The following is a 17,614-nucleotide window of genomic DNA, read 5'->3' as shown; positions in this document are numbered from 1 at the left end:
GGTGCACGCGCTGTCGCCGGAGCTGGTGGTGTTCAACCACTACGGGCCCACCGAGACGACGGTGGGCGTGCTCACGCAGCGGGTGGAGCGCGGCACGGAGGGGCGCGTGTCCGCGTCCGTACCGCTCGGCCGGCCCATTCCCAATGCGCGCATCTACGTCCTGGACGCGCACCTGCGCCCGGTGCCCGCGGGCATCCCGGGAGAGCTGTGCATTGGCGGGAGCGCGGTGGGCCGGGGATACCTGGGCCGCCCGGACCTGACGGCCGAGCGCTTCGTGCCGGATGCGCACTCGGACGTGCCGGGAGCGCGGATGTACCGCACGGGGGATCGGGTCCGCCTGCTGGCGGAGGGCCGGGTGGAGTTCCTCGGTCGCGTGGATCACCAGCTCAAGGTCCGCGGCTACCGCGTGGAGCCGGGAGAGGTGGAAGCCGCGCTGGAGCGGCACCCCGACGTGCGTGAGGCGGTGGTGGTCGCGCGCGAGGCCGTGACGGGCGGCAAGCGCCTGGTGGCGTACGCCGTGCCGAAGCCGGGCCGGTCCCTGGAGGCCGAGGCCCTCCGCGACTACCTGGGCCGCACGCTGCCCGACTATATGGTGCCGCAGGCCTTCGTGGTGCTGGAGGCGCTGCCCCTGACGCCCAACGGCAAGGTGGACCGGGGAGCGCTGCCGGCACCGGACTTCCAGGCCACGGAGCCAGAGGCCTTCGTCGCACCGCGCACGGCCACGGAAAAGGTCCTGGCGGGTCTCTTCGCGGAGGTCCTGGGGCTGGAGCGGGTGGGCGTCCACGCCGGCTTCTTCGAGCTGGGTGGGCACTCACTGTTGGCGACGCAGGCCATCTCACGGATCCGGGGTGCCTTCGGGATCGAGCTGCCCCTGCGGGAACTCTTCGAAGCGCCGACGGTGGCGATGCTCGCCGAACGGGTGGATCGCTCGGCGCGGTCCGACGCGGCTTTCGTGGCGCCTCCGCTGAAGCCGAGGGCGGACCGCAAGGCCGTCCTGCCGCTGTCGTTCGCGCAGCAGCGGCTGTGGTTCCTGGAGCAGCTCGCCTCCGGCAGTGCCTTCTACAATGTGCCGGCGGTGGTGAGGCTGACGGGGCCGCTGGATGTGGTCGCACTGGAGCGTGGGTTTGAAGCGCTGGTGCGCCGCCACGAATCCCTGCGGACGACGTTCCGCTCCGAGGGCGGTCTGCCCGTGCAGGTCATTTCGCCCGCGGGCCGGGTCGCGCTGGAGTTGGTGGATCTGGGTGGATTGCCGGGAGCCGAGCGTGAGCAGGAGGCCCGGCGCCGCGCGGAAGCCGAGTCCCTCCGACCGTTCGACCTGGAGAAGGGGCCGCTGCTGCGGACCACCCTGCTGCGGCTCGGGAGTCAGGAGCACGTGCTGGTGCTGATGATGCACCACATCGTGTCGGACGGCTGGTCGATGAACGTGCTCGTCCGCGAGGTGGCCGCGCTCTACGAGGCCTTCTCGCTGGGGCGTGCGGCGCCGCTGCCGGAGCTCGCGGTGCAGTACGCGGACTACGCGGTCTGGCAGCGCGAGTGGCTGAAGGGCGAGGTCCTGGAGGCTCAGCTCGGCTACTGGAAGCAGCGGCTGGAGGGAGCCCCGGCCGCGCTGGAGTTGCCCACGGACAAGCCACGTCCGGCGGTGCAGACGTATCGCGGAGAGCTGCGGCATGTGCTGTGGCCCAGGGCGCTGTGGCGTGACCTGGAGGTGCTCGGCCGGCGTGAGCGGGCAACCCCGTTCATGGTGTTGCTGGCGGCGTTCCAGACGGTGCTGTCGCGCTACGCGGGGCAGGAGGACGTGAGCGTGGGCGCGCCCATCGCGGGGCGCACGCACGGGGAGACGGAGGGGCTGATCGGCTTCTTCGCCAACATGCTGGTGCTGCGAGCGAAGCTGACGCCCGGGCAGAGCTTCCGTGAGCTGCTGGCGCGGACGCGTGAGGCGACGCTGGGCGCGTACGCGCACCAGGAGGTGCCGTTCGAGAAGCTGGTGGAGGAACTGCGACCCGAGCGTGACTTGAGCCGCAGTCCGCTGTTCCAGGTGACGTTGACGCTGCAGAACACGCCAGTGACGGAGGTGAAGCTCGCGCGGGGGCTGCGACTCGCGGGAGTGGAGTCGGAAGGGAAGACGTCGAAGTTCGACCTGTCACTGGTGGTGGAGGAGGTGCCGCAAGGCGTGGTGGCGGCGGTGAACTACAACAGCGACCTGTACGAAGCCGCGACGATGCAGCGCCTGTTGGGGCATCTGCGCGTGTTGCTCGAAGAGGCGGTGAGGACGCCAGAGAAGCGGCTGCGGGAACTGCCGCTGATGGAGGCGGCTGAGCAGCAGCGGCTGGTGCGGGAGTGGAGTGGCAGTGCGGCGGAGTACCCGCGAGAGAGGTCGCTGCCGGAGCTGTTCGAAGCGCAGGTGTTGAAGACGCCGGAAGCGGTGGCCGTGGAGTACGAAGGCGAGCGGCTGACGTACGGAGAGCTGAACCGGCGGGCCAACCAGCTGGCGCACCACTTGCGGTTGATGGGAGTGGGGCCCGAGGTAAGGGTGGGCCTGTGCGTGGAGCGCTCGCTGGAGCTGGTGGTGAGTGTGCTGGGCATCCTGAAGGCGGGAGGCGTGTACGTCCCGCTGGATGCGAGCTACCCGCTGGAGCGCCTCTCGTGGATGAAGCGCGAAGCCGGAGTCGCGCTGCTGGTCGCCCAGGAGAAGCTGGCGGACGAGGTGGCGTCGGGTGGCGAGCTGGTGGTGAGCGTGGACACCGAGTGGGGTGCCATCGCGCGCCATCCTGAGAGCAATCCGAGCCCGAGTGTCGTCGGCGGCAATCTGGCGTACGTGATGTTCACGTCGGGAAGCACGGGCCAGCCCAAGGGCGTAGGCGTGCCGCACCGGGCGGTGTCCCGACTGTTGCTGGGAACGGACTTCGCGCACTTCGGACCGGAAGAGGTGTGGCTGCAACTGGCCCCCATCTCGTTTGACGCCTCGACGCTGGAGGTGTGGGGCGCGCTGCTGCACGGGTCGAAGCTGGTGGTGTACCCGGCGGGGACGCCGTCGCTGGAGGAGTTGGGCCGCAAGCTGGAGCAGGCAAGCATCACGTCGCTGTGGCTGACGGCGGCGCTCTTCGAGCAGATGCAGGCGCGGCAGCCACAAGCCCTGGCGAAGGTGAAGCAGGTGCTGGCCGGAGGAGACGTGCTGCCGGTGGGCCGCGTGAAGGAGCGGCTTGCCGCAGGCGGCGTGCTCATCAACGGGTACGGCCCGACGGAGAACACGACGTTCTCCAGCACGCACCGGATGGAGACGGCGGAGGAAGTGGGCACGACGGTGTCCATCGGCCGGCCGATTCCGAACACGACGGCATACGTGTTGGACGCGACGATGCAGCCGGTGCCGGTGGGAGTGCCGGGCGAGCTGTACGTGGGCGGAGAGGGCTTGGCCGTCGGATATGTCGGCCGCCCCGAGTTGACCGCGGAGCGCTTCGTCCCGAACCCCTTCACGGAAGGAGCACGGCTGTACCGCACGGGGGACATGGTGCGGTGGCTGAGCAGCGGCACGCTGGAGTTCACAGGCCGCAAGGACACGCAGGTGAAGGTGCGGGGCTACCGCATCGAGCTGGGTGAAGTGGAATCGGCGCTGAGCCAACTCGCCGGAGTCAGCGAGGCCGTGGTGGTGGCCCGAGACGACGGAGCCGAAGGCAAGCGACTGGTGGCGTACGTGACTGCGGAGGAGGGCGCGGAGCTGGAGGCCAGCGCCCTGCGCAATCACGTGAAGCAGTGGCTGCCGGAGTACATGGTGCCGTCGGCGTACGTGGTGCTGGACGCGCTGCCGCTGACGCCCAACGGCAAGGTGGACCGCAAGGCGCTGCCCGCGCCGGAGGCCCGAAGCCCGGAGCCCGAGCGCTTCGTGGCACCGCGCACGGACACCGAGCAGAAGCTGGCGGCCATCTTCGCCAACGTGCTGAACGTCGAGCACATCAGCCTGGACGGAGACTTCTTCGAACTGGGCGGGCACTCACTGCTGGCGACGCAGTTGGTGTCGAGGGTGAGGGAAGAGTTGCGTGTGGAGCTCCCCCTGCGCGACGTCTTCGAGGCGTCCACGGTGGAGAAGCTGGCCCTGCGCATCGAAGAGAAACTTGGGCAGGAGGAGTCCGCGGTCCGAGCACCGCCACTGAGGGGAGCGCCTCGGGACAAGCCACTGCCGTTGTCGTTCGCGCAGCAGCGGCTGTGGTTCCTGGATCAACTGGAGCCGGGCAGTTCCTTCTACAACGTGCCCTCGGTGGTGAAACTCACGGGGCGCCTGGACACCACGGCGCTGGAGACCAGCTTCCGCGAGCTGGTACGCCGGCACGAATCGCTGCGCACGACGTTCCGCGCAGAGGGCGGCGAGCCGGTGCAGGTCATCGCGGAGGCGCCGGCCCAATCCTTCCTTCTGCTCGATGTCAGCGAGCTGGCTGCGGAGCGTGACGCCACGGCGCAGCGGTGGGTCGAAGAGGAGATCCAGCGCCCGTTCAACCTGGAGCAGGGCCCGCTGTTGAGGGCGACGCTGCTGAGGCTGACGGAGGAAGAGCACGTGCTGGTGCTGGTGATGCACCACATCGTGTCGGACGGCTGGTCGATGGGTGTGCTGGTGAGGGAAGTGGTGGCGCGGTACGAGGCGCATTCGCAGGGCCGTGCCTCGCCGCTGCCGGAGTTGCCGGTGCAGTACGCGGACTACGCGGTGTGGCAGCGGGAGTGGCTGAAGGGCGAAGTGCTGGAGGCGCAGCTTTCGTGGTGGAAGCACCAGCTAGAGGGAGCGCCGCGAGCGCTGGAGTTGCCGACGGACAAGCCGCGTCCGGCGGTGCAGACGTACCGGGGAGACACGAGGCCGGTGCAGTGGCCGAGGGCGCTGTGGGAGTCGGTGAAGGGGCTTGCGCAGAGGGAGAACGCAACGCCCTTCATGGTGCTGCTGGCGGCGTTCCAAACGGTGCTGGGGAGGTACGCGGGGCAGGAGGACGTGAGCGTGGGCTCGGCCATCGCGAACCGCACGAGGGCGGAGACGGAGGGGCTGATTGGCTTCTTCGTGAACACGCTGGTGTTGAGGGCGAAGCTGAAGCCGGAGGAGAGCTTCCGGCAGTTGCTGGCGCAGGTGCGGGAGACGACGCTGGGTGCGTACGCGCACCAGGAAGTGCCATTCGAGAGACTGGTGGAGGAGCTGCAACCGGAGCGTGACTTGAGCCGGGGCCCGCTCTTCCAGGTGATGTTCGTGCTGCAGAACGCGCCGGGCTCGGCGGTGAGCCTGCCGGGGCTGAAGCTGGAGGCGGCGGAGTCGTCAGGCAAGACGGCGAAGTTCGACCTGACGCTGGGTCTGGGCGAATCGGAAGAGGGCCTGTCGGGCGCGCTGGAGTTCAACAGCGACTTGTTCGAGGGCCGCACGGTGGAGCGGTTGCTGGGGCACCTGCGCGTATTGCTCGAAGAGGCGGTGCGGGCGCCGGAGAAGCGGTTGTGGGAACTGCCGCTGATGGGTCCGGAGGAGCAGCAGCGGCTGGTGAAGGCCTGGAGCGGAACGGCAGCGGAGTATCCGCGTGACTCCAGTCTGCAAGTCCTCTTCGAGGCGCAGGTACAGAGGACGCCGGAAACAGTGGCGGTGGAGTACGGAGCGCAGCGGCTGACGTACGGGGAGCTGAACCGAAGGGCCAACCAACTGGCGCACCACTTGCGGTTGATGGGAGTGGGGCCCGAGGTGAGGGTGGGCCTGTGCGTGGAGCGCTCGCTGGAGCTGGTGGTGAGCGTGCTGGGCATCCTGAAGGCGGGAGGCGCGTACGTCCCGCTGGATGCGAGCTACCCGCTGGAGCGATTGCGGTGGATGCAGCGAGAGGCCGGGGTAGCGCTGCTGGTCGGCCAACAGAAGCTGCTCCAGCCCATGGGCCTCACAGAAGGCACATCGGTGGTGAACGTGGACACCGAGTGGGACACGCTCATCGCAAGCCAGCCCGTGAGCAACCTGCCTGCCCAAGTGGGCGGGGGGAGCCTGGCGTACGTGATGTTCACGTCGGGAAGCACGGGCCAGCCGAAGGGCGTGGGCGTGCCGCACCGGGCGGTGTCGCGGCTGGTGCTGGGAACGGACTTCGCGCGCTTCGGACCGGAAGAGGTGTGGCTGCAACTGGCCCCCATCTCCTTCGACGCCTCGACGCTGGAGGTGTGGGGCGCGCTGCTGCACGGAGCGAAGCTGGTGGTGTACCCGGCGGGGACGCCGTCACTGGAGGAGTTGGGCCGCAAGCTGGAGGAGGCGGGCATCACGTCGCTGTGGCTGACGGCGGCGCTCTTCGAGCAGATGCAGGCGCGGCAGCCGCAAGCCCTGGCGAAGGTGAAGCAGGTGCTGGCTGGAGGAGACGTGCTGCCGGTGGGCCGCGTGAAGGAGCGGCTTGCCTCCGGGGGCATGCTCATCAACGGGTACGGCCCGACGGAGAACACGACGTTCTCCAGCACGCACCGGATGGAGGGGCCCGATGAAGTAGGCACGACGGTGTCCATCGGCCGACCCATCCGGAACACGACGGCGTACGTTCTGGACGGGACGATGCAGCCGGTGCCGGTGGGAGTGCCGGGTGAGCTGTACGTGGGCGGAGAGGGCCTGGCCCGTGGATACGTGGGCCGGCCGGAGCTGACGGCGGAGCGTTTCGTCCCGAATCCCTTCGGCCAAGGCGACCGGCTGTACCGCACGGGAGACATGGCGCGGTGGCAGGACGACGGGCGTCTGGAGTTCCTGGGCCGTAAGGACACGCAGGTGAAGGTGCGGGGCTACCGCATCGAGCTGGGCGAAGTGGAAGCGGCGCTGAGCCAATCCGCCGGAGTCAGCGAGGCCGTGGTGGTGGCCCGAGACGACGGAGCCGAGGGCAAGCGGCTGGTGGCATACGTGACGGCCCGCGCAGGAGCGGAGTTGGAGGCCAGCGAGCTTCGAAGTCACGTGAAGCAGCGGCTGCCGGAGTACATGGTGCCGTCGGCGTACGTGGTGCTGGACGCGCTACCGCTGACGCCCAACGGCAAAGTGGACCGCAAGGCCCTGCCCGCACCGGCAGCGGCGCATCGCACGACCGGCTCCGACTACGAGGCCCCCCGTACGCCCACCGAGGAACTGCTGGCGGGCCTCTATTCCCAGGTGCTGCGAGTCGAGCGCATCGGTTCGAAGGATCACTTCTTCGAGCTGGGTGGGCACTCGCTGCTGGCAACGCAGGTGATTTCGCGGATCCGCGGCGCCTTCGGCATCGAACTGCCTCTCCGGGAGCTGTTCGAAGCGCCCACGGTGGCGGCCCTGGCCGAGCGCATCGACGAGGCCACTCGTGCGGGCCAGTCGCTCACGGCTCCACCGCTGAAGCAGCGCGTGGACCGCGAGGCGGCCCTGCCGCTGTCGTTCGCGCAGCAGCGGCTGTGGTTCCTGGATCAGATGGAACCAGGCAGTGCCTTCTACAACGTGCCCGCGGTGGTGCGGGTCGAGGGTGTCCTGGAGACCGAAGTGCTCCGGCGGAGCTTCGAGGAACTCGTGCGCCGCCACGAGTCGCTGCGGACGACGTTCAGTACCCAGAACGCAAAGCCCGTCCAGATCATCACGTCGGAGCCGGTGCTGGCCTTCCGACTGGTGGAGCTGGGGCCCGTGCCGGAAGGACTCCGTGCGGCGGAGGCCACGCGTCTGGCGGAGCAGGAATCGCACCAGCCGTTCGATCTGGAGCGTGGCCCGCTGCTGCGAGTGACGCTGCTGAAGCTGTCAAAGGAGGAGCACGTGCTGGTGCTGGTGATGCACCACATCGTGTCGGATGGCTGGTCGATGAACGTCCTCGTGCGAGAAGTGGCCGCGCTGTACGAGGCCTTCTCGCTGGGACGTCCGGCGCCGTTGCCGGAGCTCGCAGTGCAGTACGCGGACTACGCGGTGTGGCAGCGCGAGTGGTTGAAGGGCGAGGTCCTGGAGGCGCAGCTCGACTACTGGAAGCGGCGGTTGGAGGGCGCGCCGCGAGCACTGGAGCTGCCCACCGACCGGCCGCGTCCGGCGGTGCAGACCTTCCGCGGAGGGCACTTCGAACACCAGTGGTCCAAGCCGCTGTGGGAACGCGCGAAGGCCCTGGCACAGAGAGAAGGCGCGACACCGTTCATGGTGGTGCTGGCGGCGTTCCAGACGGTGCTGTCGCGCTACTCGGAGCAGGAGGATGTGAGCGTGGGCGCGCCCATCGCGGGGCGCACGCAGGGTGAGACGGAAGGGCTGATCGGCTTCTTCGCCAACATGCTGGTGCTGCGAGCGAAGCTGACGCCCGGGCAGAGCTTCCGTGAGCTGTTGGCGCAGACGCGCGAGGCGACCCTGGGCGCCTACGCGCACCAGGAGGTGCCGTTCGAGAAGCTGGTGGAGGAACTGCAGCCGGAGCGTGACCTGAGCCGGGGTCCACTCTTCCAGGTGACGTTGACGCTGCAGAACACGCCAGTGACGGAGGTGAAGCTGGCGCAGGGACTGACGCTTTCCGGATTGGAGTCGGAAGGGAAGACGTCGAAGTTCGACCTGTCGCTGGTGGTGGAGGAGGTGCCGCAAGGCGTGGTGGCGGCGGTGAACTACAACAGCGACCTGTTCGATGCAGAGACGATGCATCGGCTGTTGGAGCACCTGCGGGTGCTGCTGGATGCGGCGGTCGAGCAGCCCGAGAAGCGGCTGTGCGAACTGCCGCTGATGGGTCAGGAAGAGCGGCAGCGGTTGGTGCGGGAGTGGGGTGGCACGCCAGCGGAGTACCCGCGTGACTCCAGTCTGCACGGCCTCTTCGAAGCGCAGGTGTCGAAGACGCCGGAAGCGGTGGCCGTGGAGTACGAAGGCGAGCGGCTGACGTACGGAGAGCTGAACCGACGGGCCAACCAACTGGCGCACCACCTGCGGGGAATGGGAGTAGGGCCCGAGGTGAGGGTGGGCCTGTTCGTGGAGCGCTCGCTGGAGCTGGTGGTGAGTGTGCTGGGCATCCTGAAAGCGGGAGGCGTGTACGTCCCGCTGGATGCAAGCTACCCGCTGGAGCGCCTCTCGTGGATGAAGCGCGAAGCCGGAGTCGCGCTGCTGGTCGCCCAGGAGAAGCTGGCGGACGAAGTCGCGTCGGGTGGCGAGCTGGTGGTGAGCGTGGACACCGAGTGGGGTGCCATCACGCGCCACCCTGAGAGCAACCCGAGCCCGAGTGTCGTCGGCGGCAATCTGGCGTACGTGATGTTCACGTCGGGAAGCACGGGCCAGCCGAAGGGCGTGGGCGTGCCGCACCGGGCGGTGTCGCGGCTGGTGCTGGGAACGGACTTCGCGCGCTTCGGACCGGAAGAGGTGTGGCTGCAACTGGCCCCCATCTCCTTCGATGCGTCGACGCTGGAGGTGTGGGGCGCGCTGCTGCACGGGTCGAAGCTGGTGGTGTACCCGGCGGGGACGCCGTCGCTGGAGGAGCTGGGCCGCAAGCTGGAGGAGGCGGGCATCACGTCGCTGTGGCTGACGGCGGCGCTCTTCGAGCAGATGCAAGCGCGTCAGCCGCAAGCCCTGGCGAAGGTGAAGCAGGTGCTGGCTGGAGGAGACGTGCTGCCGGTGGGCCGGGTGAAGGAGCGGCTTGCCTCGGGAGGCGTGCTCATCAACGGGTACGGCCCGACGGAGAACACGACGTTCTCCAGCACGCACCGGATGGAGACGGCGGAGGAAGTGGGCACGACGGTGTCCATCGGCCGACCCATCCGGAACACGACGGCGTACGTGCTGGATGGGACGATGCAGCCGGTGCCGGTGGGCGTACCCGGTGAGCTGTACGTGGGCGGAGAGGGCCTGGCGCGAGGCTACCTGGGACAGCCCGGGTTGACCGCGGAGCGCTTCGTCCCGAATCCCTTCGCGGAAGGGGCACGGCTGTACCGCACGGGCGACGTGGTGCGGTGGCTGAGCAACGGCACGTTGGAGTTCACGGGCCGCAAGGACACGCAGGTGAAGGTGCGGGGCTACCGCATCGAACTGGGTGAAGTGGAATCGGCGCTGAGCCAATCCGCCGGAGTCAGCGAAGCGGTGGTGGTGGCCCGGGACGACGGAGCCGAAGGCAAGCGGCTGGTGGCATACGTGACGGCTCGCGCAGGAGCGGAGTTGGAGGCCAGCGAGCTTCGGAGTCACGTGAAGCAGCGGCTGCCGGAGTACATGGTGCCGTCGGCGTACGTGGTGCTGGATGCACTGCCGCTGACGCCGAACGGCAAGGTGGACCGCAGGGCCCTGCCTGCGCCCGACGTGGCGGGGACGGCCCTCGCGCGATTCGTGGCGCCGCGCACGGTGACCGAGGAGAAGCTGGCAGCCATCTTCGCTGAAGTGCTGATGGTGGAGCGCGTCGGCCTGGACGGAGATTTCTTCGAACTCGGCGGTCACTCGCTGCTGGCGACACAGCTGGTGTCTCGCGTGCGCGAGGCGTTCCAGGTGGAGCTGCCGCTGCGCGACATCTTCGAAGCCCCCACGGTGGAGAAGCTGGCGCACCAACTGGAGCGCACGTCAGGGCCTGGATTGGCAGTGCACGGGCCGCCGTTGGTTCGGGCCTTGCGCGAGGGGGCTCTGCCCTTGTCGTTCGCGCAGCAGCGGCTGTGGTTCCTGGATCAGCTGGAGCCAGGAAGCTCCTTCTACAACGTGCCCGTGGCGGTGAAGCTCACGGGGACGCTCGACATTGAAGCGCTGGAGCGGAGCTTCGACGACCTCGTGCGCAGGCACGAATCGCTCCGCACCACGTTCCACACCGAGGGCGGGTCGCCCGTCCAGGTCATCGCCGCCAGGTCTCAGGCCCGGCTGAAGGTGGTGGAGCTGAGGACGCTGCCCGCCTCCGAGCGTGCGCTGGAGGCGAAGCGCCTCGCGGAACAAGAAGCCGTGCGCCCGTTCAGTCTGGAGCAGGGCCCGCTGTTGAGGGCGACGCTGCTGAGGCTGACGGAGGAAGAGCACGTGTTGGTGCTGGTGATGCACCACATCGTGTCGGACGGCTGGTCGATGGGTGTGCTGGTGAGGGAAGTGGTGGCGCTGTACGAGGCACATTCGCAGGGCCGTGCCTCGCCACTGCCGGAGTTGCCGGTGCAGTACGCGGACTACGCGGTGTGGCAGCGGGAGTGGCTGAAGGGCGAAGTGCTGGAGGCGCAGCTTTCGTGGTGGAAGCACCAGCTAGAGGGAGCGCCGCGAGCGCTGGAGTTGCCGACGGACAAGCCGCGCCCGGCGGTGCAGACGTACCGGGGAGACACGAGACCGGTGCAGTGGCCGAGGGCGCTGTGGGAGTCGGTGAAGGGGCTTGCGCAGCGGGAGAACGCAACGCCCTTCATGGTGATGCTGGCGGCGTTCCAGGCGGTGCTGGGGAGGTACGCGGGGCAGGAGGACGTGAGCGTGGGCTCTGCCATCGCGAACCGCACGAGGGCGGAGACGGAGGGGCTGATTGGCTTCTTCGTGAACACGCTGGTGTTGAGGGCGAAGCTGAAGCCGGAGGAGAGCTTCCGGCAGTTGCTGGCGCAGGTGCGGGAGACGACGCTGGGTGCGTACGCGCACCAGGAAGTGCCATTCGAGAGACTGGTGGAGGAGCTGCAACCGGAGCGTGACTTGAGCCGGGGCCCGCTCTTCCAAGTGATGTTCGTGCTGCAGAACGCGCCGGGCTCAGCGGTGAGCCTGCCGGGGCTGAAGCTGGAGGCGGCGGAGTCGTCAGGCAAGACGGCGAAGTTCGACCTGACGCTGGGCCTGGGCGAATCGGAAGAAGGCCTGTCGGGCGGTCTGGAGTTCAACAGCGATCTGTTTGAAGCCGAGACGATGGATCGGCTGCTGGCTCACCTGCGCGTGCTGTTGGAGGCAGCGATCGCCAACCCCGAAACGCGGCTGTGGGAACTGCCGCTGATGGGTCACGAAGAGCAGCAGCGATTGGTGAAGGCCTGGAGCGGCAGGGCGGCGGAGTACCCACGCGAGAAGTCGCTGCCGGAGCTGTTCGAAGCGCAGGCGCTGAAGACGCCGGAAGCAGTGGCGGTGGAGTACGGAGCGCAGCGGCTGACGTATGCGCAGCTCAACCTGCGGGCCAACCAACTGGCGCACCACCTGAAGGGGATGGGAGTAGGGCCCGAGGTGAGGGTGGGCCTGTGCGTGGAGCGCTCGCTGGAGCTGGTGGTGAGCGTGCTGGGTATCCTGAAGGCGGGAGGTGCGTACGTCCCGCTGGATGCGAGCTACCCGCTGGAGCGATTGCGGTGGATGCAGCGAGAGGCCGGGGTGACGCTGCTCGTCGGCCAACAGAAGCTGCTCCAGCCCATGGGCCTCACAGAAGGCACATCGGTGGTGAACGTGGACACCGAGTGGGACACGCTCATCGCAAGCCAGCCCGTGAGCAACTTGCCTGCCCAAGTGGGCGGGGGGAATCTGGCGTACGTGATGTTCACATCGGGAAGCACGGGCCAGCCGAAGGGCGTGGGCGTGCCGCACCGGGCGGTGTCGCGGCTGGTGCTGGGAACGGACTTCGCGCACTTCGGACCGGAAGAGGTGTGGCTGCAACTGGCACCCATCTCCTTCGACGCCTCGACGCTGGAAGTGTGGGGCTCGCTGCTGCACGGGTCGAAGCTGGTGGTGTACCCGGCGGGGACGCCGTCGCTGGAGGAGTTGGGTCGCAAGCTGGAGGAGGCGGGCATCACGTCGCTGTGGCTGACGGCGGCGCTCTTCGAGCAGATGCAGGCGCGTCAGCCGCAAGCCCTTGCGAACGTGAAGCAGGTGCTGGCCGGTGGAGACGTGCTGCCAGTGGGCCGCGTGAAGGAGCGGCTTGCCTCGGGAGGCGTGCTCATCAACGGATACGGCCCGACGGAGAACACGACGTTCTCCAGCACGCACCGGATGGAGAGACCCGAAGAGGTGGGTACGACGGTGTCCATCGGCCGGCCGATTCCGAACACGACGGCGTACGTGCTGGACGCGACGATGCGGCCGGTGCCGGTGGGAGTGCCGGGTGAGCTGTACGTGGGCGGAGAGGGCCTGGCCGTCGGGTATGTCGGCCGCCCCGAGTTGACAGCGGAGCGCTTCGTCCCCAATCCCTTCGGCCAAGGCGACCGGCTGTACCGCACGGGTGACGTGGTGCGGTGGTTGAGCGACGGCACGCTGGAGTTCACGGGCCGCAAGGACACGCAGGTGAAGGTGCGGGGCTACCGCATCGAACTGGGCGAAGTGGAATCGGCGCTGACCCAACACGCCGGAGTCAGTGAGGCCGTGGTGGTGGCCCGAGACGACGGAGCCGAAGGCAAGCGTCTGGTGGCGTACGTGACGGCCCGCGCAGGAGCGGAGTTGGAGGCCAGCGAGCTTCGGAGCCATGTGAAGCGGCGGCTGCCGGAGTACATGGTGCCGTCGGCGTACGTGGTGCTGGACGCACTGCCGCTGACGCCCAACGGCAAGGTGGACCGCAAGGCCCTGCCAGCATCGGAGTCCGCCGCGGCCGGAGCGCGGCGTGACTACGAAGCGCCTCGCACGCTCACGGAAGAGCTGCTGGCCGGAATGTGGGCTGGGGTCCTCCGCAAGGAGCGGGTGGGGATTCACGACGACTTCTTCGAGCTGGGTGGGCACTCCCTGCTGGCGACACAGCTCGTCTCGCGGATCCGTGAAGCCCTCCAGGTAGAGCTGCCGCTGCGCGAGCTGTTCGAATCACCGACGGTCGCTCGACTGGCGCAGCGAGTGGACGTCGCACGGGCTGACGCGGCAGGTATCCAGGCTCCGCCCTTGAAGCGGGCAGCTCGCGACGGGGCACTCCCCCTGTCCTTCGCGCAGCAGCGGTTGTGGTTCCTGGATCAACTGGAGCCGGGCAGCACCGTCTACAACGTGCCCTCGGTGGTGAGGCTGAGCGGCACCCTGGACGTGGCCGCCTTGGAGCACGGTCTCGACGCGCTGATTCGCCGGCACGAGTCCCTGCGCACCACCTTCCGAATCGAGGGCGGCTCGCCCGTGCAGGTCATCGACCCGGAGGGCAGGGCACGGCTCGACAGGGTGAACCTGGGCACGCTTCCGGAAGCCCAACGTGAAGCGGAGGCGAGGCGTCTCTCGCAGGAGGCCGCGCAGCGCCCGTTCAACCTGGAGCACGGTCCCTTGCTGCGGACCACGCTGCTCGACGTGTCCGAACAGGAGCACGTGCTGGTGCTGGTGCTGCACCACATCATCTCCGACGGTTGGTCCATGGGGATCCTGGTCCACGAGCTGACGGAGCTCTACGAGGCCTTCTCCCAGGGACAGCCGTCGCGGCTGCCGGCACTGCCCGTCCAGTACGCGGACCATGCGGTCTGGCAGCGGGAATGGCTCCAGGGCGAGGTCCTGGAGGCGCAGCTCGGCTACTGGAAGCAGCTGCTGGAAGGAGCGCCCCGCCTGCTGGAGCTGCCCACGGATCATCCCCGTCCGGCGGTGCAGTCCCTGGAGGGCGCGTTCGCTCCCTTCGCACTGGGCCGCGAGCTGTCCGATGCCGTGCAGGCACTGGGCCGCCGTGAGGGCGTGACGCCGTTCATGGTGCTGCTGGCGGCGTTCCAGGCGGTGCTGGCGCGCTACTCAGGGCAGGAGGACGTGTGCGTCGGCTCGCCCATCGCGGGCCGTACGCGGGCGGAGACGGAGGGGCTCATCGGCTTCTTCGTCAACACGCTGGTGTTGAGGACGCGGCTGGACGGCCATCCCTCCTTCGGCGAGCTGCTCGCCCGGGTGCGAGAGGTGACGCTCGGCGCGTATGCGCACCAGGACGTGCCGTTCGAGAAGCTCGTGGAGGAGCTGCGTCCCGAGCGCAGCCTGAGCCATTCGCCCCTCTTCCAGGTGATGCTCACCTTCGACAGCACACCCAGGGCAGCAGGGCAGGGCCGGTCCGGCCTGTCACTCCAGCCTGTGGAGGTGGAGCACCGGGTGGCCCGGTTCGACCTCACGCTAGGTTTGGTGGACGGTGAGGACGGCTTCACCGGTGGGCTGGAGTACAGCACCGCCCTGTTCGAGCCCGCGACGGTGGAGCGGCTGTTGGGACACCTGAAGGCGCTGCTCGAAGGCGCCACCGCCGAACCCGGGCGCCCCGTGTTCGCGCTCCCGCTTCTGGGACAGGCGGAGCGACGGCGGCTGTTGGTGGAGTGGAACGACACCGGCTCCGGCGGGCCCGCGGACGCATGCATCCACACGCTCGTCGAACGTCAGGCAGCCGCCACCCCCGACGCGGTGGCGGTGGTGTCTGGAGACGTGTCGCTGACGTACCGCGAGTTGGACGAGAGGGCGAACCAACTGGCGCGGCGCTTGCGCGCGCTGGGCGTGGGGCCAGAGGTGCGCGTGGGGCTCTGCGCGGAGCGCGACGCGAACCTGGTGGTCGCGGTGCTCGGCATCCTCAAGTCAGGTGGCGCCTACGTGCCGCTGGACCCGGCGTACCCGAGTCAACGGCTGGCCTTCATGCTGGAGGATGCGAAGCCCCGGGTGCTCGTGGGCCAGCGCACATTGCTGGACTCGCTGCCTCCCGTGGATGCGGCCCACGTGGCGCTCGATGAGGCGCACGTCTTCGCGGCGGAGTCCTGGGATGCTCCCGCCTCCGTCACCGCTCCGGATCATCTGGCCTACGTGCTCTTCACGTCGGGCAGCACGGGCCGCCCCAAGGGCGTGGCGTTGGAGCACCGGAGCGCCGTGGCCTTCTTGCGCTGGACTGCACGGGCCTTTGCTCCGTCCGAGCTGGCCTGCGTGCTGGCCTCCACGTCGCTCAACTTCGACCTGTCTGTCTTCGAGCTGTTCGCGCCGCTCACCCGAGGCGGCGCCGTGGTCATGGCTCGCAACGCGCTGGAGCTGCCGTCGCTTCCGGCGGCTGGGCGGGTGACCCTGATCAACACCGTGCCGTCCGCGATGGCGGAGCTGGTGCGCGCCAACGCCGTGCCGGACTCGGTGCGCACGGTGAACCTGGCCGGAGAGCCGCTCGCCAACTCGCTGGTGCAAGCCATCCATCAGGCCGCGCCCGGCGTGGAGCGGGTGCTCAACCTCTATGGCCCCACCGAGGACACGACGTACTCGACCTGGGCGCTGGCACCTCAAGGGGCCACGCGAGAGCCCACCGTGGGCCGGCCGCTGGATGGGACGCGCGCGTACGTGCTGGATGCACTGGGCCAGCCCGTGCCCCAGGGCGTGGCGGGAGAGCTGTACCTGGGAGGCGCTGGTCTGGCCCGTGGCTATGTCGACCGGCCCGAACTGACCGCGGAGCGCTTCGTTCCGGATCCGTTCAGCCAGCGACCGGGGGCAAGGCTGTACCGCACGGGCGACCGCGTGCGGTGGCTGCCCGAGGGTGTACTCCGGTATCTGGGCCGCATCGATCAGCAGGTGAAGGTGCGCGGCTTCCGCATCGAGCTGGGAGAGATCGAGGAGGCCCTGCGCCGACACCCGGACGTGCGCGAGGCCGTGGTGCTCGCGCGCGAGGAGGCGAGCGAGGGCAGGCGGCTGGTGGCCTACGTCGTGCCCCCGCCGGAAGCCGTGCCCGATACGGCCAGCCTGCGGCGCTTCGTGAAGGAGCGGCTGCCGGACTTCATGGTGCCCTCGGCCATCGTGGTGCTGACCGCGCTGCCGCTGACGCCCAATGGCAAGGTGGACCGCAAGGCGCTCCCCGAGCCGGAGGCCCTCCGTCTGCATTCAACGCGAGCGCATGTCGCGCCACGCGACGCGCTGGAGCTGTTGCTCGTCCGCATCTGGGAGGAGCTGCTGGGCGCAGGGCCCATCGGCATCACATCCGACTTCTTTGAACTGGGCGGCCACTCACTCCTGGCCATGCGGATGATGTCGCTCATCCGCGAGCGGTTGGGGCGCACCCTGCCGGTGGTGTCGCTCTTCCAGGCAGGCACGCTGGAGGAACTGGCCGCGCGGCTGCGTCAGGCCCCGGGACATCTGTCCCCCCTGGTGCCCATCACCCGCACGGGCTCACGGCGTCCCTTCTTCTGCGTCCATCCGGTCAGCGGAAACGTCCTGCCGTACCTGGAGCTGGCGCGGAGGCTCGGACCGGATCAACCGTTCTACGCGTTCCAGTCACCGGGCCTCGAAGGAGAGCGCGCGCCGCTGGAGAGGGTGGAGGCCATGGCCGCGAGCTACGTGGAGGCGCTGCGAGCCATCCAGCCCGCAGGCCCCTACCGGCTGGGCGGCTGGTCCCTGGGAGGCGTGGTGGCCTTCGAGATGGCACGACAGCTTGAACAGCAGGGCGAGCAGGTGGAGCAGCTCCTGCTCATCGACGCCTATGCCTTCGACCAGCGTCCGTCGGAGGCCGTGGGGGCCGAGTGGATCGCTGCACGCTTCGTGGAGTTCACGGCCCAGCTCCTGGGTCTGCCCGTGCCTGAGCTGATGGCCGGAGGTGAACCCACAAGCGAGGCCGTGCTGCTGGACCGCCTGCTGGAACTGGGAAGGAGCACCGGCGTGCTGCCCCAGGGACTCGGGTCCGAGCAGCTCCACACCCTGTACCGCGTCTACGAGAGCAACCTCCGCGCCCTCTGGAAGTACACACCGGGCCGCTACGGAGGCCGCGTCACCCTGCTGCGCGCGAGCGAAACGCAGGTCCCTACAGGAGCCGATGGAGGCTGGGCCGCTCTGGCCACAGGCGGTGTGGAGGTGCACGAAATCCCCGGGGACCACCACTCCATCCTCCGGACGCCAGCGCTCGATGTGCTCGCGGAGAAACTTCGATAG

At 68.9% G+C, this 17,614-nt stretch carries 1 protein-coding gene (running past one end of the window); it reads left to right on the top strand.

The window, feature by feature from the left end:
- Positions 1 to 17,614, top strand: the 3' portion of a protein-coding gene (locus D7X74_RS00715) for a non-ribosomal peptide synthetase (RefSeq protein WP_120530955.1). The gene continues 15,044 nt to the left of window position 1, outside the view; the window shows 17,614 of its 32,658 coding nt (coding positions 15,045–32,658); its start codon lies off the left edge, out of view; it ends in the stop codon at positions 17,612 to 17,614.

It is taken from the genome of Corallococcus sp. CA047B, assembly GCF_003612065.1.
GTDB lineage: Bacteria > Myxococcota > Myxococcia > Myxococcales > Myxococcaceae > Corallococcus > Corallococcus praedator.
The sequence above is the reverse complement of the archived record's forward strand: the minus strand, read 5'-3'. Positions and strand labels throughout refer to the sequence as shown.